The sequence below is a fragment of the Falsiroseomonas oryzae genome (genome assembly GCF_027856955.1).
Taxonomy (GTDB): Bacteria; Pseudomonadota; Alphaproteobacteria; order Acetobacterales; family Acetobacteraceae; genus Falsiroseomonas; species Falsiroseomonas oryzae.
Genome location: NZ_JAPSMD010000016.1, coordinates 1 through 24,209, shown reverse-complemented (window position 1 = coordinate 24,209; position 24,209 = coordinate 1). Strand labels below are relative to the sequence as shown.

Annotated in this window: 23 protein-coding genes; 8 read left to right on the top strand and 15 right to left on the bottom strand. The window is 72.0% G+C overall.

Features of this window, described 5'->3' with window-relative positions; genetic code table 11:
• Positions 1 to 83: 83 nt before the first annotated feature.
• The 7 genes from OZN99_RS03885 to OZN99_RS03855 all read left to right on the top strand — a co-directional run bounded on the left by OZN99_RS03885 (position 84) and on the right by OZN99_RS03855 (position 7,448).
• Positions 84 to 1,406: an NAD(P)/FAD-dependent oxidoreductase gene (locus OZN99_RS03885; RefSeq protein ID WP_270933859.1), complete on the top strand. Its 1,323-nt coding sequence runs from the start codon at positions 84 to 86 to the stop codon at positions 1,404 to 1,406.
• Entirely contained in the window at positions 1,403 to 3,016 is a 1,614-nt protein-coding gene (locus OZN99_RS03880; protein ID WP_270933858.1) for an amidohydrolase, read from the top strand. The genes OZN99_RS03885 and OZN99_RS03880 overlap by 4 nt, the downstream gene beginning before the upstream one ends.
• Before the next feature lie 56 nt (positions 3,017 to 3,072).
• Positions 3,073 to 3,567: a GlcG/HbpS family heme-binding protein gene (locus OZN99_RS03875; protein WP_270933857.1), complete on the top strand. Its 495-nt coding sequence runs from the start codon at positions 3,073 to 3,075 to the stop codon at positions 3,565 to 3,567.
• An 86-nt stretch (positions 3,568 to 3,653) separates the two neighbouring features.
• Positions 3,654 to 4,646, top strand: coding sequence for a Bug family tripartite tricarboxylate transporter substrate binding protein (locus OZN99_RS03870; RefSeq protein ID WP_270933856.1), 993 nt, complete (start codon positions 3,654 to 3,656; stop codon positions 4,644 to 4,646).
• A gap of 1 nt (position 4,647) precedes the next feature.
• Positions 4,648 to 5,082 carry a tripartite tricarboxylate transporter TctB family protein gene (locus tag OZN99_RS03865; protein ID WP_270933855.1) on the top strand — a complete coding sequence of 145 codons (435 nt, stop codon included), beginning with the start codon at positions 4,648 to 4,650 and terminating at the stop codon, positions 5,080 to 5,082.
• Between the two features lies 1 nt (position 5,083).
• Complete coding sequence (locus OZN99_RS03860; protein ID WP_270933854.1) at positions 5,084 to 6,559, top strand: tripartite tricarboxylate transporter permease; 1,476 nt, start codon at positions 5,084 to 5,086, stop codon at positions 6,557 to 6,559.
• Between the two features lie 4 nt (positions 6,560 to 6,563).
• On the top strand, positions 6,564 to 7,448 hold the full coding sequence (locus OZN99_RS03855) for a DMT family transporter (RefSeq protein ID WP_270933853.1): 885 nt from the start codon (positions 6,564 to 6,566) through the stop codon (positions 7,446 to 7,448).
• Position 7,449: 1 nt separating this feature from the next.
• Here OZN99_RS03855 and OZN99_RS03850 read toward each other — a convergent pair whose 3' ends face one another.
• From OZN99_RS03850 to OZN99_RS03840, 3 genes are read right to left on the bottom strand one after another with little or no spacing between them, the layout of a single operon-like run.
• Positions 7,450 to 7,893, bottom strand: coding sequence for an acyl-CoA thioesterase (locus OZN99_RS03850; protein WP_270933852.1), 444 nt, complete (start codon positions 7,891 to 7,893; stop codon positions 7,450 to 7,452).
• Positions 7,894 to 7,895: 2 nt separating this feature from the next.
• Entirely contained in the window at positions 7,896 to 8,300 is a 405-nt protein-coding gene (locus tag OZN99_RS03845) for a hypothetical protein (RefSeq protein ID WP_270933851.1), read from the bottom strand.
• Entirely contained in the window at positions 8,297 to 9,004 is a 708-nt protein-coding gene (locus tag OZN99_RS03840; RefSeq protein WP_270933850.1) for an RraA family protein, read from the bottom strand. The genes OZN99_RS03845 and OZN99_RS03840 overlap by 4 nt, the downstream gene beginning before the upstream one ends.
• Positions 9,005 to 9,176: 172 nt before the next feature.
• Here OZN99_RS03840 and OZN99_RS03835 point away from each other — a divergent pair, with 172 nt between their 5' ends.
• Positions 9,177 to 9,758, top strand: a complete 582-nt coding sequence (locus tag OZN99_RS03835; protein ID WP_270933849.1) for a fasciclin domain-containing protein — start codon at positions 9,177 to 9,179, stop codon at positions 9,756 to 9,758.
• A gap of 21 nt (positions 9,759 to 9,779) precedes the next feature.
• On the opposite strand, the gene OZN99_RS03830 is transcribed toward OZN99_RS03835, so the two are convergent.
• From OZN99_RS03830 to OZN99_RS03775, 12 genes are all read right to left on the bottom strand, one after another.
• The gene (locus OZN99_RS03830) at positions 9,780 to 12,107 is read right to left on the bottom strand and encodes a xanthine dehydrogenase family protein molybdopterin-binding subunit (RefSeq protein WP_270933848.1); all 2,328 of its coding nucleotides are present in this window, start codon (positions 12,105 to 12,107) and stop codon (positions 9,780 to 9,782) included.
• Entirely contained in the window at positions 12,107 to 13,522 is a 1,416-nt protein-coding gene (locus OZN99_RS03825) for an FAD-dependent oxidoreductase (RefSeq protein ID WP_270933847.1), read from the bottom strand. Before OZN99_RS03825 ends, OZN99_RS03830 begins: the two co-directional genes overlap by 1 nt.
• Positions 13,519 to 14,124, bottom strand: a complete 606-nt coding sequence (locus OZN99_RS03820) for a cysteine hydrolase (protein WP_270933846.1) — start codon at positions 14,122 to 14,124, stop codon at positions 13,519 to 13,521. The genes OZN99_RS03825 and OZN99_RS03820 overlap by 4 nt, the downstream gene beginning before the upstream one ends.
• A gap of 5 nt (positions 14,125 to 14,129) precedes the next feature.
• Complete coding sequence (locus OZN99_RS03815; protein ID WP_270933845.1) at positions 14,130 to 16,184, bottom strand: hydantoinase/oxoprolinase family protein; 2,055 nt, start codon at positions 16,182 to 16,184, stop codon at positions 14,130 to 14,132.
• Positions 16,181 to 17,860 carry a hydantoinase B/oxoprolinase family protein gene (locus tag OZN99_RS03810; protein ID WP_270933844.1) on the bottom strand — a complete coding sequence of 560 codons (1,680 nt, stop codon included), beginning with the start codon at positions 17,858 to 17,860 and terminating at the stop codon, positions 16,181 to 16,183. The genes OZN99_RS03815 and OZN99_RS03810 overlap by 4 nt, the downstream gene beginning before the upstream one ends.
• A complete protein-coding gene (locus OZN99_RS03805) occupies positions 17,857 to 19,248 on the bottom strand; it encodes an MmgE/PrpD family protein (RefSeq protein ID WP_270933843.1) in 1,392 nt (463 codons plus the stop codon). The genes OZN99_RS03810 and OZN99_RS03805 overlap by 4 nt, the downstream gene beginning before the upstream one ends.
• Positions 19,249 to 19,262: 14 nt before the next feature.
• A complete protein-coding gene (locus OZN99_RS03800) occupies positions 19,263 to 19,964 on the bottom strand; it encodes an ABC transporter ATP-binding protein (protein WP_270933842.1) in 702 nt (233 codons plus the stop codon).
• The gene (locus OZN99_RS03795) at positions 19,957 to 20,757 is read right to left on the bottom strand and encodes an ABC transporter ATP-binding protein (RefSeq protein ID WP_270933841.1); all 801 of its coding nucleotides are present in this window, start codon (positions 20,755 to 20,757) and stop codon (positions 19,957 to 19,959) included. Before OZN99_RS03795 ends, OZN99_RS03800 begins: the two co-directional genes overlap by 8 nt.
• Entirely contained in the window at positions 20,754 to 21,701 is a 948-nt protein-coding gene (locus tag OZN99_RS03790; RefSeq protein WP_270933840.1) for a branched-chain amino acid ABC transporter permease, read from the bottom strand. The genes OZN99_RS03795 and OZN99_RS03790 overlap by 4 nt, the downstream gene beginning before the upstream one ends.
• A complete protein-coding gene (locus tag OZN99_RS03785) occupies positions 21,698 to 22,540 on the bottom strand; it encodes a branched-chain amino acid ABC transporter permease (RefSeq protein WP_270933839.1) in 843 nt (280 codons plus the stop codon). Before OZN99_RS03785 ends, OZN99_RS03790 begins: the two co-directional genes overlap by 4 nt.
• Before the next feature lie 42 nt (positions 22,541 to 22,582).
• On the bottom strand, positions 22,583 to 23,800 hold the full coding sequence (locus tag OZN99_RS03780; RefSeq protein ID WP_270933838.1) for an ABC transporter substrate-binding protein: 1,218 nt from the start codon (positions 23,798 to 23,800) through the stop codon (positions 22,583 to 22,585).
• Positions 23,801 to 23,944: 144 nt separating this feature from the next.
• Positions 23,945 to 24,209: tripartite tricarboxylate transporter substrate-binding protein (locus OZN99_RS03775; RefSeq protein ID WP_270933837.1), on the bottom strand; the 265-nt coding region annotated here is incomplete at its 5' end.

Sequence of the window (24,209 nt, the reverse complement as noted above, 5' to 3'; positions counted from 1 at the left end):
TTCCCCGGCAGGTCCTCTTGATCCGGATCGCTGCCGGCGGGAACCTTGCGTCCACAGTGAAACCCGGGACGCGCGCGCCGGCAATGACCCATCTGCAACCGCCCTTCGCCGCCAGCTTCCAGGCGAAGCCCTGGTGGTGGGAAGCCGCCGAGCCGCCGGACCGCGACACGCCCCTGCCCGATCGCGCGCAGGTGGCGATCGTCGGCGGCGGCTATGCCGGGCTCTCTGCCGCCCTGACGCTGCGCCGCCTCGGGCACCAGGCGGTGGTGCTGGACGCGGAGCGCATCGGCTGGGGCGCCTCCTCGCGCAACGGCGGCATGGTCTCGGGCGGGCTGAAGGTGGCGGGCGGCGACCTCGAGAAGGCGTATGGCGCGGAAACGGCGCGCCGCATCGCGCTGGCCGCCGCCGCCAGCTTCCCCTTCATCGAGGAGACGATCGCGCGCGAGGGGATCGACTGCGACTACATCCGGTGCGGCCGCTACGTCGGCGCCTGGACGCCGGCCCATTACGAGGCGATGGCGAAGAAGGTGGACTGGATCGCCGAGGTTACCGGCCTGCCCGCCGAGATGGTGCCCAAGGCGCGCCAGCGCGAATTCCTCGGCAGCGACCACTACCATGGCGGCATGGCCGCGGCCGCCACCGGCAGCCTGCATCCCGGCAAGTATGCCCGCGGCCTGGCAGCGGCGGCGGAGCGGGCCGGCGCCACGTTGGTGGATGCCGTGCGCGTCCGCGGCATCGTGCAGGAAGGCTCTGGCTTCCGCATCGCGACCGACAGAGGCGAGATGCGCGCCGATGCGGTGCTGGTCGCGACCAATGGCTACACGCTCGACAGCCGCGGCACGGCGAGCCCCTGGCTGGCACGCCGCCTCGTGCCGCTCAACTCCTACATCATCGCCACGGAGGAACTGCCGGCGGAGACCATCGACCGCCTGTTCCCGGGCAGGCGCATGATCAGCGACAGCAAGCGCGTGCTGAACTACTTCCGCCCCTCGCCGGAAGGGAAGCGCGTGCTGTGGGGCGGCCGCGCCAGCTTCCGCAAGGCGACGGCGGAGCAGTCGGCGCCCATCCTGCACGCGACGATGGCGGAGACCTTCCCGGAGCTGCGCGGCAGCCGCATCACCCATGCCTGGACCGGCTACGTCGCCTTCACCTTCGACGGGCTGCCGCATATCGGCGTGCAGGACGGCGTGCACTACGCCGCCGGCTGCCAGGGCAGCGGCGTCGCCATGGCGACCTGGCTCGGCCACAACGCCGCGCTGAAGATGGCCGGCGCCGCCAATGAGCGCTTCGCTTTGGACGGCCTGCCCTTCCCCACCCGCCCGACCTACACCGGCAATCCGTGGTTCCTGCCGATCGTCGGCACATGGTACCAGCTGCGCGACAGGCTCGACAGGATGGCCGCATGAACGCCGATTTCGTCCTCCTCGGCGGCCGCATCGCCACGATGGATGCGGCCGGGACCGAGTGCAGCGCGCTGGCCGCGCTGCACGGCCGCATCGTCGCGCTCGGCACGGACGACGCGATGCGCCAGCACATCGGCCCGGGCACCACGGTGCTGCAGGCCGAAGGCCGCCGCGTGCTGCCGGGCATCGTGGACAGCCACGCGCACCCCGACGCCTACGCCATCCGCCTGCGCGCCTGGACGCTGGTCTCGCCCGACCGCGTGCGCACGCGGGACGAGCTGCTGGCCACGATCCGCCGCCGCTGCGCGGAACTGCCGCCCGGCCGATGGGCCGCCTTCTACCGGCTGAACGAGCGGCAATCCGGCGGCTACCCGACGCTGGACGAGCTGGACGCCGCGAGCGGTGGCCGGCCGCTGTTCATCCTGCGCACCGACGGCCATCTCGGCCTGGCGAACCGCGCCGCCTTCGCCGCCTGCGGCATCGACGCGACCACGCCCGACCCGCCCTTCGGCCGTTTCGACAAGCTGGACGGCAAACTCACCGGCCTGGTGCGGGAGACGGCGGCGCACATCTTCCTCAATGCGGTGCACGGCCAGGATTCCGAAGCCGACATCGCCGAAGGTATGGAGCTGGTGCAGGACCAGTGCCTGGCTGCCGGCATCACCTCCGTCGCCAACTCGCTCTGCCCGGCCAAGGCGATCCGTGCCTACCAGCGGATGCGGCGCGAGGGCCGCTGGCGCATGCGCATGGGCATCATCGCGAGCGGCCGCGACGAGCCGCTGATCCCGCACCTCATCGGCGCCGGCATCCGCTCCGGCTTCGGCGACGAATGGGTGCGGCTGGTCGGCGTGGAATGGTGCCCGGACTGCTCCACCTCCGGCCGCACCGCCGCCTATTGGGAGCCCTATGTCGGCACGCCGATCCCCGGCGAGCCGGTGCCCAACACGGGCATGCTGCTTTACGAGAAGGAGGACCTGACCCGGCGCGCCACCGCCGCGCATGAGGCCGGGCTACAGGTGATGATCGAGGGCGTCGGCGACCGCGGCATCGACTTCGCGCTCGACGTCATGGAGGCGGCGCTCGCCGCGCATCCCGTCGCTGACCACCGGATGCGCGTGGAGCATTGCTGCTACGTGACGCCGCCCATCCTGGATCGCCTGCGGCGTGGCGGCTTCGTGGACAGCTCCGCCACCGGCTTCATGGACGAGCTGGGCGAGGCCTATGCCGCCAACCGCGGCCAGGACGCGATGCGCTGGATGTGGCCGCATCGCAGCCTGATCGATGCCGGCGTGCCCGCCCCCGGCCATTCGGACTTCGCGGTGTGCCGCGTCTCGCCCTGGACCGCGATCGCCGCCATGGTCAACCGCCGCACCACGACCGGCGCCGACCTCGATGCACGGGAAGCAGTCACCCCGCGCGAGGCGCTGCGGGCCTACACCTGGCTCGGTGCCTGGGCGCAGCGGGAGGAGGACGAGAAGGGCTCGCTCGAACCCGGCAAGCTGGCGGACCTCGTCGTGCTGGACCGCGACGTGCTGGAGGGCGACCCGAGCGCCATCGCCGGCACACAGGTCGTGGCGACGGTCGTGGGTGGCATGATCCGGCACCGCATGTGACACTCCCCCTGTTACGGGCACCGGCACCAAGCCGGGCCGACGAGGAGGAGACGACCATGACGTCACGCTGGATGCTTCCGGCGCTTGTCGCCGCATCCCTGCTGCCCGCCGCCGGCCAGGCACAAGGGGTGATCGCGGAGCGCAACATCTCCACGGTGCTCGCCGTGGAGGCCGCGCAGGCCGCCGTCGCCGCCTGCGCCGAGCGCAACTTCCGCGTCGCCGCGACGGTCGTGGACCGGCATGGCATCGTGAAGGCGGTGGTGCGTGCCGACGGCGCCGGGCCGCACACCGTGGATGCCAGCCGGGGCAAGGCCTACACCTCCGCCTCCGCGCGCAACCCCACCACCGGCATGCTGACCGCCGTGCGGGAGAACCCGGCCGCGCAGACCCTGCCGAACATCCCAGGCTTCCTGGTGCTCGGCGGCGGCGTGCCGATCCGCGCCGGGGAGGAGGTGGTGGGCGCCATCGGAGTCGGCGGCGCGCCGAGCGGCGTCATCGACGAGGAATGCGCCAACGCCGCCATCGCACGCATCCGCGACCGCCTGAACTGAGCGGCCGGAACGGGCTTGCCTGTCTGCGCCCCCGGTGGGATCACCGGGGGCGCAACGTCCGGCACCCGACCGGGAGGAGAAAGCCGATGCATCGCCGCCACCTGCTTGCCGCCACCCTGGCCGGTGCCGCCCTGGCGCCCCGGCCTGCAAGCGCGCAGGGTTTCACGCCGCAGAACCCGGAATGCATCGCGCCGGCCGCACCAGGCGGCGGCTTCGACCTGACCTGCCGCACCACGGCGCGGGCGCTGAACGAGCTCGGCATCGTCGGCCCGGCGATCCGCACGCAGAACATGCCAGGCGGCATCGGCGCGGTGGCGATCAACCACATCAACGCGCAGCGTCGCGCCGACCCCAACGTGATCGTCGCGGTTTCCACCGGGTCCTGGGTGAACCTGGCGCAGGGCCGCTTCGGCCGCTGGACCGAGAACGACGTGCGCTGGCTCGGCACCATCGGCGCCGACTTCGGCGTGATCGCGGTGCGGCGCGACAGCCGCTTCCAGAACCTCGCCGACCTGGTCAACGCCATCAAGCAGGATCCCGGCAGCGTGCCGATGGGTGCGGGCGGCGCGGTGGGCAGCCAGGACTGGACCAAGGCCGCGCTGATTGCGCGCGGCGCCGGCGTGGATCCGCGCCGCCTGCGCTACGTGCCCTTCGAGGGCGGCGGCCAGGCGATGGCGGCGCTGCTGGGTGGCCACATCCAGGTGTTCCCGGGCGACGCAACGGAAGTGCGCGGCCAGTTGGAGGCGAACGAGATCCGCCTGCTGGCCGTGCTGGCGCCGAACCGCCTGCCCGGCGCCTTCCAGAACGTGCCGACGGCGCGCGAGCAGGGCGTGGATGCGGAATGGACGATCGTGCGCGGCTTCTACATCCCGCCCGGTGCCCCCGATGCGGCCTACAACTACTGGGTGGATGCGCTGCGCCGCCTCTACGCGCATCCCGGCTGGCCGGCCATCCGCGACGGCGCCGGCCTGTTCGAGTTCAACATGGCCGGCCGCGAGTTCGAGGAACTGGCGAAGCGCCGCACCGCCGAGTACCGCGCGCTGGCCCGCGAGGTCGGCGTGATCCAGCAGCAGAACTGAGATGCGCGCGCAGGCCGACCGCGTCCTCGGCGGCGCGCTGGTCGCGCTTGCCGCCGGCGTGGTCTGGCACGCGCAGTCGCTGGAGGTCGCCTTCGCCGCCGACCCGGTCGGCCCGAAGGCCTTCCCCACTGTCGTTGCGCTGGCCATGGGTGCCTGCGGCATCCTGCTGCTGCTGCGCGCCGGCACGGTGTGGGAAAAGGCGGAGCGCGTGCTGCCGGGCCTCGCCGCCGCGGCCGCCATGGCGGCCTATGCGCTGCTGCTGGCGCCGCTCGGCTTCATCACCGCCAGCGCGCTGCTCTGCCTGGTCATCGCGCTGGCCTTCAGCGCCACCATCCTGCAGGCCGTGGTGACCTCCCTCGTCACCGCGCCGTTGCTCTGGCTGCTGCTGGACCGCGTGCTGGACCTGCCGCTGCCGGCCGGCCCGCTGGGCTTCTGAGATGGACAGCATCGCGGCCCTGATGGGCGGCTTCGCCATCGCGCTGACGCCGACCAACCTGGGGCTGGCCTTCCTGGGCTGCCTGATCGGCACGGCGATCGGCGTGCTGCCCGGCATCGGGCCGATGAATGCCATCGCGCTGCTGCTGCCCTTCTGCTTCGCGCTGAAGCTGCCGCCGGAAAGCGCGCTGATCCTGCTCGCGGCGGTCTATTACGGCAGCGGCTATGGCGGGCGCATCACCGCGATCCTGCTGAACATGCCCGGCGAGCCGGCCGCCGCCATCACCACGCTGGACGGCCACCCGCTGGCGAAGCAGGGCCGCGGCGCGGCGGCGCTGGCGGTCTCGGGCATCGGCAGCTTCGTGGGCGCGACGCTGTCGGTCGTGCTGATGACCTTCCTCTCGGTGCCGCTGGCGCGCATCGCCGTCGGCTTCTCCCCGGCGGACTACGTCGCCCTGATCGTCTTCGCCCTGTCGCTACTCGGCGCGGTCGCGCCGGGCAATGCCGTGAAGGCCTGGGCGGCCGGCTGCTTCGGCATTCTGCTCGCGCTGGTCGGCATCGATTCCGGCACGGGCGTGGAGCGCCTGACCTTCGGCTCCATCGAGTTGCTGGGCGGCATCGACTTCACCGTGCTGGCCATCGGCCTCTTCGCGATCGGCGAGGTGCTTCTGCTGCTGGAGACGCGGCTGCGCGCCACCGCTGCCGCCCTCGGCCATGGCGAGCGGCTGAGCCTGAAGGAGCTTCTCGCCTGCGTCCCGGCGATGGTGCGGGCGACCGGGATCGGCTTCGTCATCGGCGTGCTGCCGGGCGCCGGTGCCTCCGTCGCCGCTGCGCTGTCCTACACGACGGAGCGGCGGATCGCGGACAGGGCCGGCACCTTCGGCAAGGGCGACCTGCGCGGCGTCGCCTCGCCCGAGACGGCCGACAACGCGGCGCAGATCGGCAACCTGGTGCCGATGCTCTCGCTCGGCATACCGGGCAGCGGCACCACCGCCGTGCTGCTCGGCGCGCTGCTGATGTACTCCATCACGCCCGGGCCCCTGCTGTTCACCCAGCGGCCGGAGGTGGCCTGGGGCCTCATCGCCAGCATGTATGTGGGCAACGTGATGCTGCTGGTGCTGAACCTGCCGCTGGTCGGGCTGTTCGCGCGTCTGCTGACCGTGCCGGCCTGGGTGCTCTATCCCGGCGTCATCGCGCTGTCCTATGCGGGGGTCTACGCCGTCTCCAACTCGCCCTTCGACCTGCTGCTGGCCACCGCCTTCGGCGCGCTGGGCTACGTGCTGCGCAAGCTGGACGTGCCGCTGGTGCCGATCATCCTGGGCTTCGTGCTTGGCCGCCTGCTGGAGGACAACCTGCGCCGCGCGCTCTCGCTCTCGGATGGTGACGTGCTGGCCCTGTTCGCCTCCATCCCCTCGCTGCTGCTCTGGGCCTGCACCCTGGCCGCGCTGGTCTTCCCGCTGATCCGCCGGAAGGTCTGACCGCATGCGTCAGGCCGAGGGCGCGCTGCCGGCTTCCGGCGCCGCGCTGCTGATCCTGCTCTGCGCCTGCTGGGGCATCGCACAGGTGGCGGTGAAGCTGGGGCTCGAGGGCATCTCGCCGCTGGTGCAGGCGGGACTGCGTTCCGTCGTCGCGGTGCCGCTGCTGCTCGGCTGGTGCTGGTGGCGGGGCATCGCGGTGCGGTTCGGCGACGGCAGCCTCTGGCCCGGGCTGCTCTGCGGCGTGCTCTTCGCCGGGGAGTTCTGGGCGCTCTACGAGGCACTGGCACGCACCACCGCGGCGCGCAGCACCGTGCTGCTGTTCATGTCGCCCTTCTGGGCGGTGCTGGGCGCGCATTGGCTGGTGCCCGGCGACAGGCTCACCGCCCGCAAGCTGGCCGGCCTGCTGCTGGCCTTCGCCGGTCTGCTGGTGGCTTTCACTGGCCGGCTGGGCGGGCCGGCGGATGCGATGCTGCTCGGCGACCTGCTGGCCCTGCTGGCCGGCATGCTGTGGGGCGCCACCATCGTGGTCATCAAGGCGACGATGCTGACCCGCATCCCGGCGGAGCGCACGCTGCTCTACCAGATCGGCACGGCCCTGCTGCTGCTGCCGATCGGCTACGCGCTGGGCGAGCCCGGCGTCTTCGCGCCGACGCCGCTGGTCTGGGGCGCGCTGCTGTTCCAGGGCGCCGGCATCGCCTTCGCCTCCTACGTCGCCTGGTTCTGGCTGGTGGCGCGCCACAAGGCCTCCGCGCTGGCGCCCTTCCTGTTCCTCACGCCGGTCTTCGCGGTGGCCGCCGGCGCCGTGGTGCTGGCGGAACCGGTGACGCCGGCCCTGCTCGGCTCCCTGGCCCTGATCGGCGCCGGCATCTGGGTGGTGAACCGAGGGTAGGTCAGTTCCGCTTCAGTGCCAGCCGCTTCGGCGCCGCATCGACCTTCGCCGAGGCGAAGGCCGCCAGCACGTCCTCGGGCCAGGCTGCGACGCGGCGCGTGGCGAGATCGACGCAGAGGAACAGCACCTCGTTCTCCGCCGAGAGCCAGCCTTCCTGCGCATGGAACAACCGATGGCCGACCAGAAGGCGCTTGGCGTCGAAGGCCAGCACCGCGCTCTCCGCCGCCAGCGGCGCATCCAGCAGCACCTCCCGCGCATAGCCCTGCCAGGATTCCACGGCGAAGGTGCCGAGGCCGCGCGCACGGAACCGCTCGCCGAGGTGCAGCGCCGGCCACAGCGCATCCGTCGCCAGGTCGAAGGCGACGAGATAGTAGGCCAGGTTCATGTGGCCGTAATGGTCCACCCATTCCGGCTTCACCCGACACAGCACGTCGCGTCCCGCCATCCTCACCCGCACCCCGGATAGGCCAGCCAGCCAAGCTCACGCCCCGCCGCATCCTCGATCCGCCAGGCATCGACGCAGCGGCGGTCCAGCATGAAGGCCCGCAGCGTCTCGCCGGGCCGGCGGTCCTGGTCGGCCACCGGCCGACGCGATTCCACCGCACCGCTGCCGAGATCGGCCACGCAATCCTCCCGCGCGCCGCCGGGCAGCAGAAGCCGCGCCCCGGCCTTCCCGTGATTCATCGGCCAGGCCTCCACCACCATGCCCCCCGGCCGCTCCGCCAGGCAGGCGCGCAGCGCCGACGCCAGATCCCGCACCATCGTCTCCCAGCCCGGCTGCTGCGAGTCGCGTCCTGGCTGCTGCGCAGCGGCCGGCACGGTCAGCATCAGCAGGGCCAGGACCTGCCTCAATGGATCTCGTCCATCCGGGCGAAGGCGTCGCGCAGCTTCGCTGCGCTGAACTCCGGGTCGCGGCAGAGGTCGAGAATCACCTTCTCGCGCCGAGCGCCGAGCTCGATCGCCGCCGGGATCTTCCGCACGGCATCGGCCGGGATCACCACCGCGCCGTGGCGGTCGGCATGGATCACGTCCTCATGCGCCACATGCATCCCGTGCACGGTGACCTCCTGGCCATAGGCAACCAGGTGGACATAGGCGTGGCTCGGGTTCACCACGCCGGCCAGCAGCTGGAAGCCGGGCGCCAGCATGTCCAGGTCGCGGATCGATCCGTTGGTCACCACGCCCTGCGCGCCGAGCGCCTTGTGGACGGCGGAATGGACCTCGCCCCAGAAGGCGCCGACGCCGGGCGTATCGTCCAGGTCCTGCAGGACGACGATGGTGGGCAGCGAGGCCTTCTCGACGTACTCGTACCATCCCAGCCGCACCGCGCGCTCCTGGTCTTTCGGACGGCCAGAGGGCGCGGCGGCGCGAATCGTCCCGGTGCGCGCCAGGCCGCAGATCGGCGGCAGCTTCGGATCGGCGGCGACCAGCGGGCGCACCGTGAAGCCATGGCCACGGCGCTGCGGCAGCACGAATTCCAGCGCGTTGCAGATGGTCGGCGTATCCCATTGCCGCAGCAGCTCCAGATCCTCGCGCGTGAACGGATGCTCGGCCATGGCGACGCGCCCTCCCCCTTGTGCCGGGCCAGCATCCGGCGCGGCGCACGGCCCGTCAAACCCGGCCGGCGGCGCCCTGCCCTGGACGGCGGCCGGCGCTGCGGCTACCACCCAGGCTCTCTTCGTCGCCGGCGCGGCCAGCCCGCCGGCGCCTGACAGGAAGGACCTGCCCGTGGATTCGCGCCGCCCGATCCCGCGTCGCCTCGCTCTGGGCGCCGGTGGCCTGCTGCTGCTTGCCGGTTGCCAGGCCGCGCCGACCCGCACCATCACGGAGGACGGCACGTTCGACCTCCTCACCCTGCTCCGCGACAAGCCGGAGCACCGCCGTTTCGTGAACGCGCTGACGCTCAGCGGCCAGACCGGGCGAATCGGGCGGCAAAGCGGCGCGGTGACGCTGTTCGTGCCCACCAACGAGGCACTGAACGGCCTGCCGCCCGACCTGCTGGCGCTGCTGGACAACCCGCCCTCCAACCCGAGCGCGGAGCAGCGCGCGCGGGCAGCGGCGCTGGTGAACGCCAACGCCGCCTTCGGCCTGCTCCGGCTGGCCGACATCCAGGCGCGGCGCGGCCAGGTGGTCACCTGGGACCGCGGGCGGATCCAGGTGACGCAGACCGGCCCCCGCACCGCGACAATCGTGCGCACGGGCGCGCCGCCCCAGCCGGGCCGGCCGACCATCGCGATCGCGCGCGGCGACGTGCTGGCCAGCGACGGCGTCTTCCACGTCACCTCCTCGCCGATCCTGCCCTCCACCTGATTCGGCAGGCGCCGGCGGGCGCTACAGGCGCAGCGCCCGCCAGATCTTCTCCGGGGTCAGCGGCATGTCGAGATGCGGCACGCCCAGCGCGTCGCAGGCCGCGCTGACGATGGCCGGCGGCGCGCCGCAGGCGCCGCCCTCCCCCGCGCCCTTCACGCCGAGCTCGTTCACGGGGGTCGGCACCACGTTGAAGTCCACCGTGAAGGACGGCAGGTCGGCGGCGCGGGGCAGCGCGTAGTCCATGAAGGTCGCGGTCAGGAACTGGCCGCTCTCCGGATCGTAGCGCACCTGCTCCAGCACCGCCTGGCCAAAGCCCTGCGCGATGCCGCCATGCGACTGGCCATGCACCAGCAGCGGGTTGATCACGTTGCCGACGTCGTCCACGGCGGCATAGCGCACCACCTCCAGCACGCCGGTCTCGGGGTCGATCTCGACCTCCGCGACATGGCAGCCATTGGGGAAGTTGCACTCCGTGCTGCGCTGGTAGAGCACCTTCTCGTCCAGGCCGGGGGACTCGCCCGCGGGCAGCCGCGCCGGATCCTGCGCGGCCGCGATCACCTGCGGCCAGGAAACCGCCAGGTCGGTGCCGGCCACGCGGAACCGGCCATCCTGCAATTCCACGTCCACCGCGGCCGCTTCCAGCAGATGTGCGGCGATCCGCTTGGCCTTGGCCAGCACGGCGTCCGAGGCGCGCAGGGTCGCGACGCCGCCCATCTGCGACGAGCGGGAGCCGCCGGTGCCGCCGCCGGTCTCGATCACCAGGCTGTCGCCCTGCACCAGCTCCACCGCCTCGAAGGGGATGCCGAGGCGCGCATGGACGATCTGCGCGAAGGCGGTCTCGTGGCCCTGGCCGTGGCTGAAGGTGCCGACATGCAGCCGCGCCTTGCCCTCCTCGGTCATGACCAGCCGCGCCCATTCCTGCAGCGCGCCGCCCGAGGCCTCGATGAAGTAGCCGATGCCGATGCCGCGCAGCTTCCCGCGTGCCCGCGCCTCTGACCGCCGCGTGGCGAAGCCTTGCCAGTCCGCCAGGTCCAGCGCCAGCGCCTGGGTGCCGGCGAAGTCGCCGCTGTCCAGCACGTTGCCGACGCAGTTGGTGTAGGGGATCTGGTCCGGCCGGACGAAATTGCGCCGCCGGATCTCCTCCCGCCCCAGGCCGAAATGCGCGGCGCCGAGGTCGAGCAGCCGCTCGATCGTGTAGGCGATCTCCGGCCGGCCGGCGCCGCGATAGGCGTCGGTCGGCACGGTGTTGGTGAAGACGCAACGGACCTGCATGTTCACGGCCTGCAGGTCGTAGACCGTGCCCGCGATCCGCGCCCCCGCCACGGTCGGCACGCGCGGCCCGAAATCCGAGAGGTAGGCCCCCATCCCCGCCAGCGTCCGCACGCGCAGGCCGAGCGCCTTGCCGTTCGCGTCGAAGGCCATCTCCGCGCGCGTCACGTGGTCGCGGCCATGCGGGTCGGCCACGATCGTCTCGCTGCGCGCGGCGCGCCACTTCACCGGCCGGGCCAGCTTCTTCGCGGCCCACAGCACCATCGCGGATTCGACGAAGCACTTGCTGCGCAGCCCGAAGCCGCCGCCGGAATCCGGCGAGGCGACGCGCAGCTGCCCCGCCGGCACCTTCAGGATGTCGCGCGCCAGCGGGTCGCGCACGCGGAAGACGCCCTGGCTAGGGACCGTCAGCTCGTAACGGTCGGCGTCGGCGTTCCATTCGCCGATCGCGACGCGCGGCTCCATCGGGTTGCCGGCGACGCGGTTCTGCACCAGCTCGATGCGCGCGACATGTGCGGCCTGGGCGAAGGCTGCGTCGGTCTGCTCCTCGCGCCCGTTCGACCAGTCCACGCAGAGATTGGATCCCCGTTCAGGCCAGATCACCGGCGCATCGGGATCCAGGGCGTGGCCTGTCTCCGTGATCGAGGGCAACGGGTCGTACTCCACCTGCACCAGTTCCAGCGCGTCCTCCGCCTGGGCGCGCGTCTCGGCCACGATGGCCACGACGGGATCGCCGACGAAACGCACCGCATCCGTCTGCAGGATGCGGCGCGGCGGCGCGAAGAGCGGCGGCGTGCCGGGGCGGGGCGGCACCTCGACCAGCAGCGGGAACAGGCCGATCCCGTCGGCCTCCGCATCGTGGCCGGTCAGCACCAGCAGCACGCCGGGCGCGGCCCGCGCCGCCGTCACGTCAAGCGAGACGATGCGGGCATGGGCGTGTGGCGAGCGCAGGATGGCCAGCTGCGCCTGGCCGGGCAGGTCGATGTCGTCGGTGTAGCGACCGCTGCCGCTGAGGAAGCGCACATCCTCCTTGCGGCGCACCGGCTGGCCGATGCCGAACTTGTCCACGATACCGTCCATCAACCCTGCTCCGCCTGCGCCACCCGCGCCGCACCCTGGCCCGCGACACGCCCCAGCGCGACCGCCGTCAGCAGGCCGTTCCCCGAGAGATAGCCCGACGCCTCCGGCCCGCTGACGCCGCAGGCCGCACCGCCCGCGGCAAAGAGATTCGGGACGATCCCGCCGGCCGCAAGCCGCACGCGCGCCGCATCGTCGATGGCAAGCCCGCCCTGGCTGTGGAACAGCGCGCCGGTGACGCGCACGGCGCAGAAGGGCGGCGCGAGCGGCGCGCCGCGCGACCAGTCGCGGCCGAAGGCATCGCGCGACCCGGCGCGCTTCTGCGCCTCCACCGCGTCGAAGCTGGCGCGCAGCGCGTCCACGGGCAGCTTCGCGCGTGCGGCGAGCTCCTCGATCGTGTCGGCGGCCAGCACGGCGCCCTGCGCCTCCGCATTGCGGAAATCCTCGAACTGGCGCGCGATGCCGCCGATGCGGGCATCGAAGATGTCCCAGGCCACGCCGTCCTTCTGGCGCAGCACGGCGACGCCGGCCTCGGAATAGCCGCTGCTCTCGTTCCAGAAGCGCGCCCCGTCCAGGTTCACCTGGAAGCCGCCTTCCATGATCACCGCCCAGGACACCAGGATGCCCTGCGGATGCGCGACCGATCCGTGGCCCTGGTGGCCGGTCATGTCGCGCAGCGCGGCGCCAATCTGCTCGCCCCACAGCACGGCCTCGCCTTCGTTGCCGGGGTGGCCGAAGTAGAGCGCCTCCGCAAGGTCAGGGATGTATTTCCGCACCAGCGCCTTGTTGCCGGCATAGCCGCAGCAGGCGAGCACCACGGCGCGCGCGCCGATGCGTTCCGTGCCGCCGTCCGGGCGTTCGGCGACCAGGCCGCGGATGCGGCCCGTGGCATCGCGCACCAGCGTCGTGACGCGCGCCTCGGTCAGCAGCGGAACCTCCGCCTGCTCCGCGGCCTGGCGCAGCCGGTCCACCAGTTCCGCCCCGCTGCGGCTGGGCAGGCCGTGCATGCGGCGATGGCTGTGGCCGGGATAGTCGAAGTCGTGCACCACGCTGAAGGGCAGCGCATGGGCATCGGCCAGCCATTCGATCGCCGGCGCGATGCTGCGCGACACCAGCGCGACCAGTGCCGGGTCCGCATGGCCGTGCGCCTTCTTCTGGATGTCGGCCGCGAAGGTCGCGACATCGTCGGCGATGCCCCGCTCGCGCTGGAAGCGCGTGCCGGCCGCCGGGATCAGCCCCGCGGAGAGGCTGGTCGAGCCGCGCGGCACCGCATCCCGCTCGATGACCAGCGGCTCGACGCCGGCGGCGTGGCAGGCCAGTGCCGCGACCAGCCCGGCCGCGCCGGCGCCGATGATGGCGACCGGCACCTCCGCCTCGAAGTGCGGATCGGCCTCGGTGACGACGCGCGCCTCGCTCATCGCAGCTTCGCCAGCTCCGCGGCGACGCTGCTGATCTCCGCCACGGGGCGCAGCGCGGCGATGGCGGTGTCGTGCAGCTCCTGCGTGAAGGCGGCGCAGCCATCCTCCAGCACGGTCACCTGGAACTCCCGCACATGCGCGCCGCGCACGGTGGAGGAGACGCCGCCATTCGTGACGATGCCCGCGACCAGCAGCTTCCGGATGCCGACCTTCCGCAGGATCCATTCCAGCCGCGTGGCGTAGAAGGCGTCATAGCCGACCTTCTCCACCGGCAGGTCGGAGGGGGCGAGCTCCTCCACCACCTGATGGCCCCAGCTGCCCATCACGAAGTCGCCCTTCTTGAGGAAGGGGCGGAGCTTGCGCAGGTGCGGATCGATGAGCGGCTCCCCACCCTTGCCGGTGAACAGCGTGAAGTGGGTGGAGGCGATCCAGCCGCCTTGCGCGCGCATCGCATCGGCCAGCGGCTTCAGGCGCGCCGGCAGTGCCGCGATGGAGGCTGCCGTCTGGCCGGCCTTCCCATAGGCGCCGTCGGGATGGATGAAGTCGTTCTGCAGGTCGCAGAGCAGCAGCGCAGTCTGCTGGATCGGGACGGCCTCGTCCATGCGCGTCACTCCCGCTCGATGATCAGGTTGCCGAAGCGGTCCACCCGCGCGGTGAGATCGGGATCGACCACCACCGTCGCATCCGGCTGCTCCAGGATCGCCGGCCCGTGCACCAGCGCACCCACCGGCAGGTCCAGGCGCGACCAGACCGTCGCCGCATGCCAGCCACCGTCGAACCACACCTGCCGCGCCCCGCGCGCCGCACCGTCCAGCGTGGCATCGGCCGGCGGGGCCAGCGCAGCCAGGTCGAAATCGGGCCGCACGCCGATGGCCGCCGTGCGCAGCGTGACGATGCGGATGGGCAGCCCGGGCAGCAGGCGGGAGAAGGCATGCCGGTAGGCCGTCTCGAAGGCGTTGCGGATGATAGCCTCGCTGACGCCGGTGCTGCCCTGGATCACGCGCAGCGGCAGCGGCACGCCCACGGTGTGGGTCTGGCCAGCATAGTGCATGTCGAGCTCGAAGCGGACCTCGATGCGGTCCACCGGCAGGCCGGCGGCCTCCACCACGGCGCGCGCCGCAGAGGCTTCCTCCACCATGCGCCGATCCAGTGCGGCCGCGTCCACCCCTTCCAGCGAGAGGTTCAGCGTGCGCACCTGGTCGTGGCGGACGTCCGCGATGACGCAGCCGATGGCGCTGGTCACGCCGGGGAATCGCGGCACCAGCGCGGCCCTCAGCCCGACCTCCTTGATCAGCGCGCCGACATGCAGCGCGCCGCCGCCACCGAAGGGCAGTGCGACGAACTTCTGCGGATCGTGCCCGCGCTCGATGGAGACCAGCCGGATCGCCCCGGCCATCTTCGCATTGGCCACGCGCACGATAGCTTCCGCGGCCGCCATCGCGTCGAGCCCGAGCGGCCGGCCGACATGCTCGGCGATGGCGGCCTTCGCACCCTCGACGTCGAGCCGCGACAGCGCGCCGCCGATCGGCCGCTCCGCGTTGATCCGGCCGAGCACGACATTCGCATCCGTCAGCGTCGGCCGCGTGTTGCCCTGCCCGTAGCAGACCGGGCCGGGCCGGCTGCCGGCGCTCTCCGGCCCGACCTGCAGCAGGCCGCCGCGATCGACATGCGCGATGGAGCCGCCGCCGGCGCCGATGGTCGTGATCTCGATCATCGGGCTGCGGATGACCAGGCCGAAATCGACAGTGGCCTGCGCCGCCAGTTCCATCCGCCCGCCCGTCACCAGCGAGACGTCGAAGCTGGTGCCGCCGAGGTCGCAGGTGATCGCGTTCTCGAAGCCCGCCGCGCGCGCAATGGCCGCCGCGGCGATGACGCCGGCCGCGGGCCCCGAGAGCGCGGTGCGCGCCGGCACGGCACGCGCCGTCGCGGTGGACATGATGCCACCATTCGACTGGACGATGTGGAAGCGCCCGCCGAACCCGGCCTCGCCCAGCGCCCCTTCCAGCTTGCCGAGGTAGCTGGCGACGACGGGCTGCAGATAGGCGTTCAGCGCGGCCGTGGAAGCGCGCTCGAACTCGCGGATCTCCGGCAGGATCTCGCTGCTGACGGAGACATGCGGGTTCGGCCAGGCGGCGCGGACCGCAGCCGCGGCCGCCTGCTCGTTCGCCGGATTGGCATAGGCGTTGATGAAGACGATCGCGCAGGCCTCCGCGCCCTGCGCCAGCAGCGCGCGCGCCGCCGCCTGCACGGCCGCGACATCGACGGGCGTGTGGATGGTGCCGTCCGCCAGGGTGCGTTCGGGCACTTCCAGCCGCATGTCGCGCTCGGCGATCGGCAGGAACTCGCCCGAGAGGCCCCAGGTGTTGCGCCGGTCGCGCCGGCGCATCTCCAGCACGTCGCGGAAGCCCTGCGTCGTGATGACCCCGAGCTTCGCCCCCTTGCGCTCCAGCAGAGCGTTGGTGCCGACCGTCGTGCCGTGCACGATCGCGTCGAACCCCGCCGGGCCACCGAGCGCGCGCAGCCCGTTCATGAACCCCACCGCCTCGTCCCCGCGGTTGGAGGGGACCTTCGCCGTGCGGAAGGCGTTCGCGCCGGGGTCGAACAGGAACAGGTCGGTGAAGGTGCCGCCGACATCCACGCCGACGATCGGATTGCTCGTCATGCCCGGTATCCGTAGTCGCGCGCCGCGCTCTCCGCGCTGACGAAACCCAGTCGGATGTCGCGGGCCACCGCCTCCCGCAGGCGTTGCCGCGGGTCGCCCCAGCCGCCGCCGCCCGGGCTTTCCAGGCGCACGCGCTGGCCGGCCTGGATCTTCACGCCGACGACCTTGCTCGCCATCGGCGGTGCCTCCCACCCCGTCGCCGTCTGCCAGGCGAAGCGGTTCAGCGCCCCGTCCGCCCCGCCGCCGACGCCGAAGGGCGCGTAGCGCCCGCGCTCGCCGAGCAGCGCGACTTCCGTGACGCCGGGCGACATCGCCTCGATCTCGTACACTGCGCCGACGCCGCCGCGATGCAGGCCCGGCCCGCCGGAATCCGGCCGCAGCGCCCATTGCGTGAACATCACGGGATAGGCGGCTTCCAGGATCTCCGCGGGCGGGATGGTCGCGGTGGAGATCGGGTTGTTGGCGTGGTGCAGCCCGTCCGTCTCCGGACTGCCGCCGAAGCCGCCCCCGAAGAAGGAGAACATCACCCAGCGCGTGCCGTCGTTGCGCTGTCCGCTCAGCGAGAGCGCGTTGATGGTGCCGAAGGGCGCGGCCATCGCACGCTCCGGCACCGCCTTGCCCAGCGCGCCGAAGATCACGCCGATGAGCCGCAGGATCGTCTCGGTGTAGCCCGCCATCGGCCGCGGCGCGCCGGCGCCGAGAAGCGTCCCGTCAGGAATGACGAACTCGATCGGCCGCAGCACGCCGGCATTGGCCGGGACGTCCGGAAAGGCGTGCTTCAGCGCCACGTAGCAGGCCGCCACCGAGGTGGCACGACTGATGTTGATGGGGCCGAGGCAGGCCGGCGAGCTGCGGGAGAAGTCCAGCACCATCTGCCCGCCGCGCACTGTCATCTCCAGCGCGATGGTCAGCCGCTCATCCGTGACGCCGTCGTTGTCGAGGTAGTCCTCGAAGGCGTAGGTCCCGTCCGGCAGGGCGCGGATCTCCGCCTCCATCAGCGCCGCGGCGCGGTCGGCCAGCGCGGCGAAGGCGGCGTCGAGCCGCGGCTCGCCATGCTCGTCCAGCAGCTCGCTCAGCCGCCTTTCGCCGAGGTCGAGCGCGTTGAGCTGCCCGTTCAGGTCGCCCCAGTTGGAATTCGGCACGCGCGTGTTGGCCGCGAGGATGTCCAGCACGTCCTGCTGCATCGCCCCGGCCCGGATCAGCTTCACCGGCGGGATGCGCATGCCTTCCTGGAAGCTCTCCGTGGCGCGCGGGTTGTAGCCGCCGGGCACGTTGCCGCCGATGTCGAGCCAGTGGCCGACGCTCGCCAGCCAGCAGAACAGCCGGCCCTGGCGGAACAGCGGTCGCACCAGCCGGAAGTCGTTGAGATGCGTGCCGCCCTCATAGGGATCGTTGAAGATGAAGGTGTCGCCGGGCTCGAGCGGCGTGCCGTTCTGCACCCTGCGGATCACCGCCTGCACCGCGAAGGACATGGCGCCGACGAAGATCGGCAGGCCCTTCGTGCCCTGCACCAGCGTCGCGCCCGTCTCGGCGTGGTACAGGCCGTGGCAGGCGTCGCGCGCCTCGGCGATGATCGGGTTGAAGGCGCTGCGGTAGAGCGTCGCGTCCATCTCGTCCGCGATCTGCTCCAGCCGGCCCTTGAGAACCGCCAGCGTGACCGGGTCCAGGGCCGTCATCGCGCCAGCAGCTCCGTCAGCGCCGCGGCTTCCTGGTGCGGGCCGAGCGCCAGCACCGCCTCCTCGATCGCGCGCGCGCGGGCCGCCCCATAGACCGGATCGGTCAGCTCGCGGAACTTCGCGCGCACTTCCGCTTCGGTGTACGGATCCTCCGTGTCGCCGCGGTTGGTGGTGACCGCGGCTTCGTGCACGGCGCCATCGGCCAGGGTGAGCTTCAGGCGCGCCGGGCGCAGGCCCGGCAGCATGGCGGTCAGCGCCGCATCCTCGTTCACCGTCACGCGCTGCGCCAGCGCCTGCACCGCCGGGTTCTCCCGCGCCGGGCCGCGGAACGCCGGCACGGTCGCGGCGCCATGGGCGATGGTGGTGGCCAGCGCGAAGGGGATGCTGAACTTCGCCGCCAGCATGTTGGGCGCCAGCGGACTGTCGAGCTGCGCCGCCCAGACATAGGTGTCCACCTCGATGGCGCGCACCTGGTCCGGCCGCAGCGGCCCGGTCTTCGCGAGGATCAGCGCCAGGGCGTCAAGCGCGCCATGGGTGTAGCGGCAGGCGGCGTGGCGCTTGAAGTAGTTGCGCGCCACTTCCCAGCGCGTGCCGAGCTCCGCCACCATCTCCTCCGGCCGGAAGTCGCTGGCGCTCACCTGCCCGAACACCGTGCCGACGCCGTCGCGCTCGCCCTCGAAGCCGGCGCGCACCAGGTCCCACACCGTCAGCCCGAGCATGTTGGCGACACCCGCATAGGTGTTCCGCACCGTGCCGCCTTCCAGCATCGTCTTCCGCGACGTCGCCAGGCCGAGCGAGGCGGCCATGTTGACCACGCCACGGAACTCGGCCGCGGAGGCGCCGTGCAGCTTCGCCACGCCCATCGCCGCACCCAGCGTGCCCCATGTGCCGTGCGGATGCATCGCGACGTTGAGCTTGCTGGCGATGCCGACGCGGCTGCCGAACTCGTAGCCGAGGGCCAGCGCCGTCAGCAGCGCCGCCGCGTCGCCGCGCGGCGCGGCGAGCAGCGCGGGGACAACATGGATCGCGGGATGGCCACGGGCGTACTGGTTGCCCTCGTCCAGCTCCAGCATCGTGCCGGAGGTGCCGTTCAGGAAGGCCGCCGTGCCCGGCCGCGCGGCCTGCGGCAGGCCGATCACCGGTGCGTCGCCGTGCCCCTCCCGCGCGATCATCCGCGCGGCGAGCGCCTGCATCTCCGCTTCCTGCGCGCCGGCGGCGATGGCGCCAATGCAGTCCAGCAGCACCAGCCGCGTTCGGCCCGCCACCTCCGCCGGCAGGTCCGCGAAGCGCAGCCGCGCCGCGAAGCCGCACCATTCCTCCAGCCAGGCCGGCGGCGGCGCGGCCATCAGCACGGAGGCCGGCTCCACGCCCTTCGTCACGATCGCCATGGCGGCGTCCTCCCTCAGAGGCCGAGATAGGCCCGCTTCAGCTCCGGGTCCTCGCGCACCTGCGCGGCAGGTCCCGAGAGCGCGAAGCTGCCATTCTCCAGCACATAGGCGCGGTCGGCTATGTCCAGCGACTGCGCGACGTTCTGCTCCACCAGCATGATCGCCAGACCCTCGCCGTGCAGGCGGCGGATCAGGGCGAACATCTCCTCCACCAGCAGCGGCGAGAGGCCGAGCGAGGGCTCGTCCAGGATCAGCAGCCGCGGTTCCGCCATCATCCCGCGCCCGATCGCCAGCATCTGCTGCTCCCCGCCGGAGAGCGTGCCGGCTGCCTGGGCGACGCGTTCCTTCAGGCGCGGGAAGGTCGCGAAGACGCGGTCCAGATTGCGCGTGCGGTTCGCCTTCGCACGGCGGTAGGAACCGAGCTCCAGGTTCTCCCGCACGCTGAGGTTGGGGAAGATCTTGCGCCCCTCCGGCACCTGGATCAGCCCACGCCCCATGATCTCCGCCGGGGAGCGGCCTGTGATCTCCGCGCCCTCGAACAGCACGGCGCCGGAACGCGGCTTCACCAGGCCGCTGATCGCCATGTTCAGCGTCGTCTTGCCCGCGCCGTTGGACCCGAGCACCGCGACGATCTCGCCCGCCTTCACCTGCAGTGAGACGCCTTCCAGCACGCGCGTCAGGCCATAGCCGGCGACGAGGTCCCGCACCTCAAGCATGCGCGTCACCTTGGGGCGGCCGATTCAGACCTCCGGGCTCGTCGGCCCTCCGGTCATCGGACGCCTGCAGCCGCGTTGCCGCGCCATGGCCGAGATAGGCCTCGACCACCGCCGGGTTGCGCACCACCTCCGCCGGCGTGCCGCCGGCGATGATGCGGCCCTGCGCCAGCACATGCACCGTCTCGCACAGGTTCATCACGGCCTGCATGACGTGTTCGATCATCAGCACGGTGATGCCGCTGTCGCGGATCGCACGCACCACGGGGACGATGTCGCGAACTTCCGACGGGTTGAGACCGGCCAGCACCTCGTCCAGCAGCAGCAGCTTCGGCTCCGTCGCCAGCGCCTTGGCCAGTTCCACGCGCTTGCGCCCGGCGACGGTCAGCGCCGCGGCCGGCTTGTCCAGGTCGCGCGCCAGGCCGACGCGTTCGGCGACGCGCTCCGCCAGCGCGATGGCCTCGGCGCGCCGCTTGTGCCGCAGGAAGGCCCCGACCGCGATGTTCTCCCGCACCGACAGCCCGGCGAAGGGCTGCACGATCTGGAAGGTGCGCGCGATGCCGTCGCGGGCCAGCAGGTGCGGCGGGCGGCCGGTGATCTCCGCCCCGCGCCACAGCACGCGCCCGCCGGTCGGCCTCTCGAAGCCGGAGACGATGGCGAAGAGCGTCGTCTTGCCCGCGCCATTCGGTCCGATCAGGCCGGTGATGCTGCCCTCCGCCACCTCGAAGCTGGCATCGCTGACCGCGAGCAATCCACCGAAGCGCTTCGAGACCGCCTCCACCGTCAGGAAGCTCATCGCCGCCTCCACAGCTTGAGCAGACCGGGGATCTCCCGCGGCGGGAAGCGCACGACCAGGATGAGCAGTACGCCGAAGATCACCAGGTCCAGGCCGGGGATACGGCCCACCAGCGTCTTGGTGAATTCCGACAGGCTGTGCAGCACGATGCCGCCGAAGACCGGCCCGAACACCGTGCCGGCGCCGCCGATGATCGGCGCCAGCAGCGCCTCCACGCTGATCCAGGTGCCGTAGGCGATGTTGGCGTCCAGGTAGAGGAAATACTGCGCGTAGAGCGCACCCGCCGCGCCGGTGATCATGGCCGAGAGCGCGATGGCGGCCAGCTTCACGCCCAGCGCGTCCACGCCCAGCGCGCGGGCCGCGTTCTCGTTCTCCCGCACCGCGACCAGTTGCGCACCCAGGCGGGAGCGTTCCAGCGCGCGCGTCACGACCAGCGCCGCGACAACCAGCGCCAGCGCCACCCAGTAGAAGGTCGCCCGCGAGGCGAACTGGAAGTTCTCCGGTCGCACGTCGAGCCTGATGAGGATGCCCGCGGCGCCGCCCGTCCATTCGCTGGCATTTGCCAGCACGCGGAACACCTCGGCGAAGGCCAGCGTCACCAGCGCGAAGTAGCTGCCACGCAGGCCGGAGCGGAAGGAGAGCAGGCCGATGACCCACCCGACCACGCCCGCCGCCGCGACGCCGACCGCGAAGGCGGGATAGGGGTTCACCCCGTAGCGCACCTGCAGAATGGCGGTGGCGTAGGCCGCCGTGCCGAAGAAGGCGGCATGGCCGAAGGAATACTGCCCGCCATACCCGCCCAGGATGTTCCAGCCCTGCGCCGCCAGGCAGATGATCAGCGTGAAGACTGCGAAGTTCAGCCAGGTGCCGGCCGTGACGAACAGCGGCAGCGTCGCCGCCACGGCGGCGAAGGCCGCGATGGGCAGAAGGTCCCTGCCCGTCATGCCTTCGCCCCGAACAGCCCGGTCGGGCGAAACAGCAGCACCAGGATGAAGATCAGGAAGATGCCGATCTGCCCGAGGCTGTCGCCGAGATAGAGGCCCGACAGGCTCTCCACCACGCCGATGAACAGCCCGCCCAGCAGCGCGCCGGGCACGCTGCCCATGCCGCCCAGCACCACGATGGTGAAGGCGACCAGCACGAAGGCGTTGCCCACGCGCGGATTGACGTAGAAGAAGGGCAGCAGCAGGCAGGCCGCGACCGCCAGGCAGGCCGCGCCGATGCCGAAGGTCACGGCATAGACATGCTTCACGTCGATGCCGACGAGGGCCGCGCCGGTGCGTTCCTTCGCCACCGCGCGGATCGCGCGGCCGGTGTCCGTCATGGTCAGAAGCACGAACAGCACCAGCGCCACCACGAAGGCCACGCCGAAGCCGACCACGCGCGGGAAGGACAGCAGCATCGGGCCGAGTTCCAGCACCTCCATCGCGTAGGGCACCTGCACCGAGAGCGTGTCCGAGCGGAAGATCGCCAGCATCACGTTCTCGATGACGATGGAGAGGCCGAGCGTCACCAGCAGGATGTTGGAATCCTCGCCGCGGCTGGCCGGGCCGATGACGAAGCGCTGCAAGCCGTAACCCAGCGCGAAGAACAGCGGCACCAGGGGCAGGATCGCGACGTAGGGATCCAGCCCGAAGGCCTGCCACGCCACGAAGGCGGCGTACATCGCCATGGTCAGCAGCGCACCATGGGCGAAGTTGATGATGTGGAGCACGCCGTAGACCAGCGTCAGCCCCAGCGCCACCAGCCCATAGACGGCGCCGGTGAGGAGGCCGTTCAGCACGGCCTCCCCCACGATCTCAGGCGGGAAGGACCTCAAGACAGGTCAGGTGTTCGGCCAGGGGAAGACCGGCCGCGCGTCGGCGAAGTCGGCCGGGAAGATCACCTTGATGTCGTTGTCGATCACCTGGGTATTCACCGCCTGGCCCGCCTGGTTCTGGCCATTGACGAAGTTCGTCGGGCCATAGGGCATGATGTGGCGGGTGAAGTTGCCGTCGGTGCGGGCCAGCGCCTCGATCACCGCGCCGCGGTCGGCGCGGCCGGCGCGCTCAAGCGCATCGGCCACCAGCATCACCGCGGAGTAGTTCAGCGGCGTGTTGTAGAGCCAGAAGCGGTTCTGCGCCTCCACCGCGCGGCGCAGCTCCGCGGTCTTGGGCTTGCGCGGATCGGCCCAGTGGTTCACGTCCATCACCAGGTTCGCCGCATCCGGGAATTCCCGCACGAAGCGGAAGTTGGAAGCCGCGCCGTTCAGCACGCAGTAGATGCCCTTCGGCCGGATGCGGCGCTGCTGCAGCGTGCGCGAGAGCAGCACGAACTCCGCATAGTAGCTGGACGGGATGATCAGGTCCGGGTTCAGCGAGCGGATGCGCAACGCGATGTTGGACATGTCGCGCGCCGGCGTCGGGTGGCTGATCGTCTCCAGGATCTCGAAGCCGCGGCCCGGCAATTCGTTCTGCATCAGCCGCGCCATGCCGGAGCCGAACAGCCCGTCCTCGTGAACCACCACCACCGTGCGTGCCGGGCGGCCGGCGGCATTGTTCAGCGTGACGAGGTTGTCCAGCGCCGCGCGCGTCACCGCGCCGAAGCCGGGGCCGAAGCGGAAGGTGTTGCGCAGCCCGCGCGTGACGATCTGGTCGGACACGCCGACATCGACGATGTAGGGCAGGTCGTAGCGCGACGCGGCCTGCGACGCGGCCAGGCAGATCGGGCTGGCGAAGCCGCCGACCACCGCCACCACGCCCTCGCCGTTCATCCGCTCCACCTCGGCGGTGCCGCCTTCAGGGTTCGAGCGCGCGTCGCCGAACACCATCTGGATCTGCGCCCCGCCCAGGGCGCGGATGCCGCCCGTGGCGTTGATCTCCTGGATCGCGAGTTCGGCGCCCAGCCGGCCGTATTCGCCGTCCTGCGCCAGCGCACCGGTGACGGGCTGCAGGATGCCCAGGCGCACCGCAGCGGGCTGCGCTCCGCCGATGCGCGGCGCGGCCAGCGCCGCCGCGGCGCCGAGCAGCACGGCACGGCGGGAGGAGGTGAAGGCGGTGGTCATCTCTCGTGTTCTCCCCGTTGGCTGGGCCCGGTCGCCGGATTGCCGCGCCGAAGCCACGGGCCGCGCGCGGGGGCCATCCGCTGCGACCGCCGCTAGATGCGCCGTGGCGCCGCCGCAGGCAAGACGACCCGCGCCGGCACGCCCCTATTCAGCCCTGATCCCCGCCGCGCGGATCACCGCGCCGAGCTTCTCGCGCTCCATCTCCAGGAAGGCGGCGAAGGCGGCGGGCGTGCCGCCGCCGGCGATCACCCCCTGCTCCACCAGGCGGCCGCCGGTCTCCGGCTCCTGCATCGCGGCATCCACCTGCGCGGCGAGCCGCGCGACGATGGCCGGCGGCGTGCCGGCCGGGGCGGCGAGGCCGAACCAGCCGGCCACCTCGAAGCCGGGCAGCCCGGCTTCCGGCGCGCTC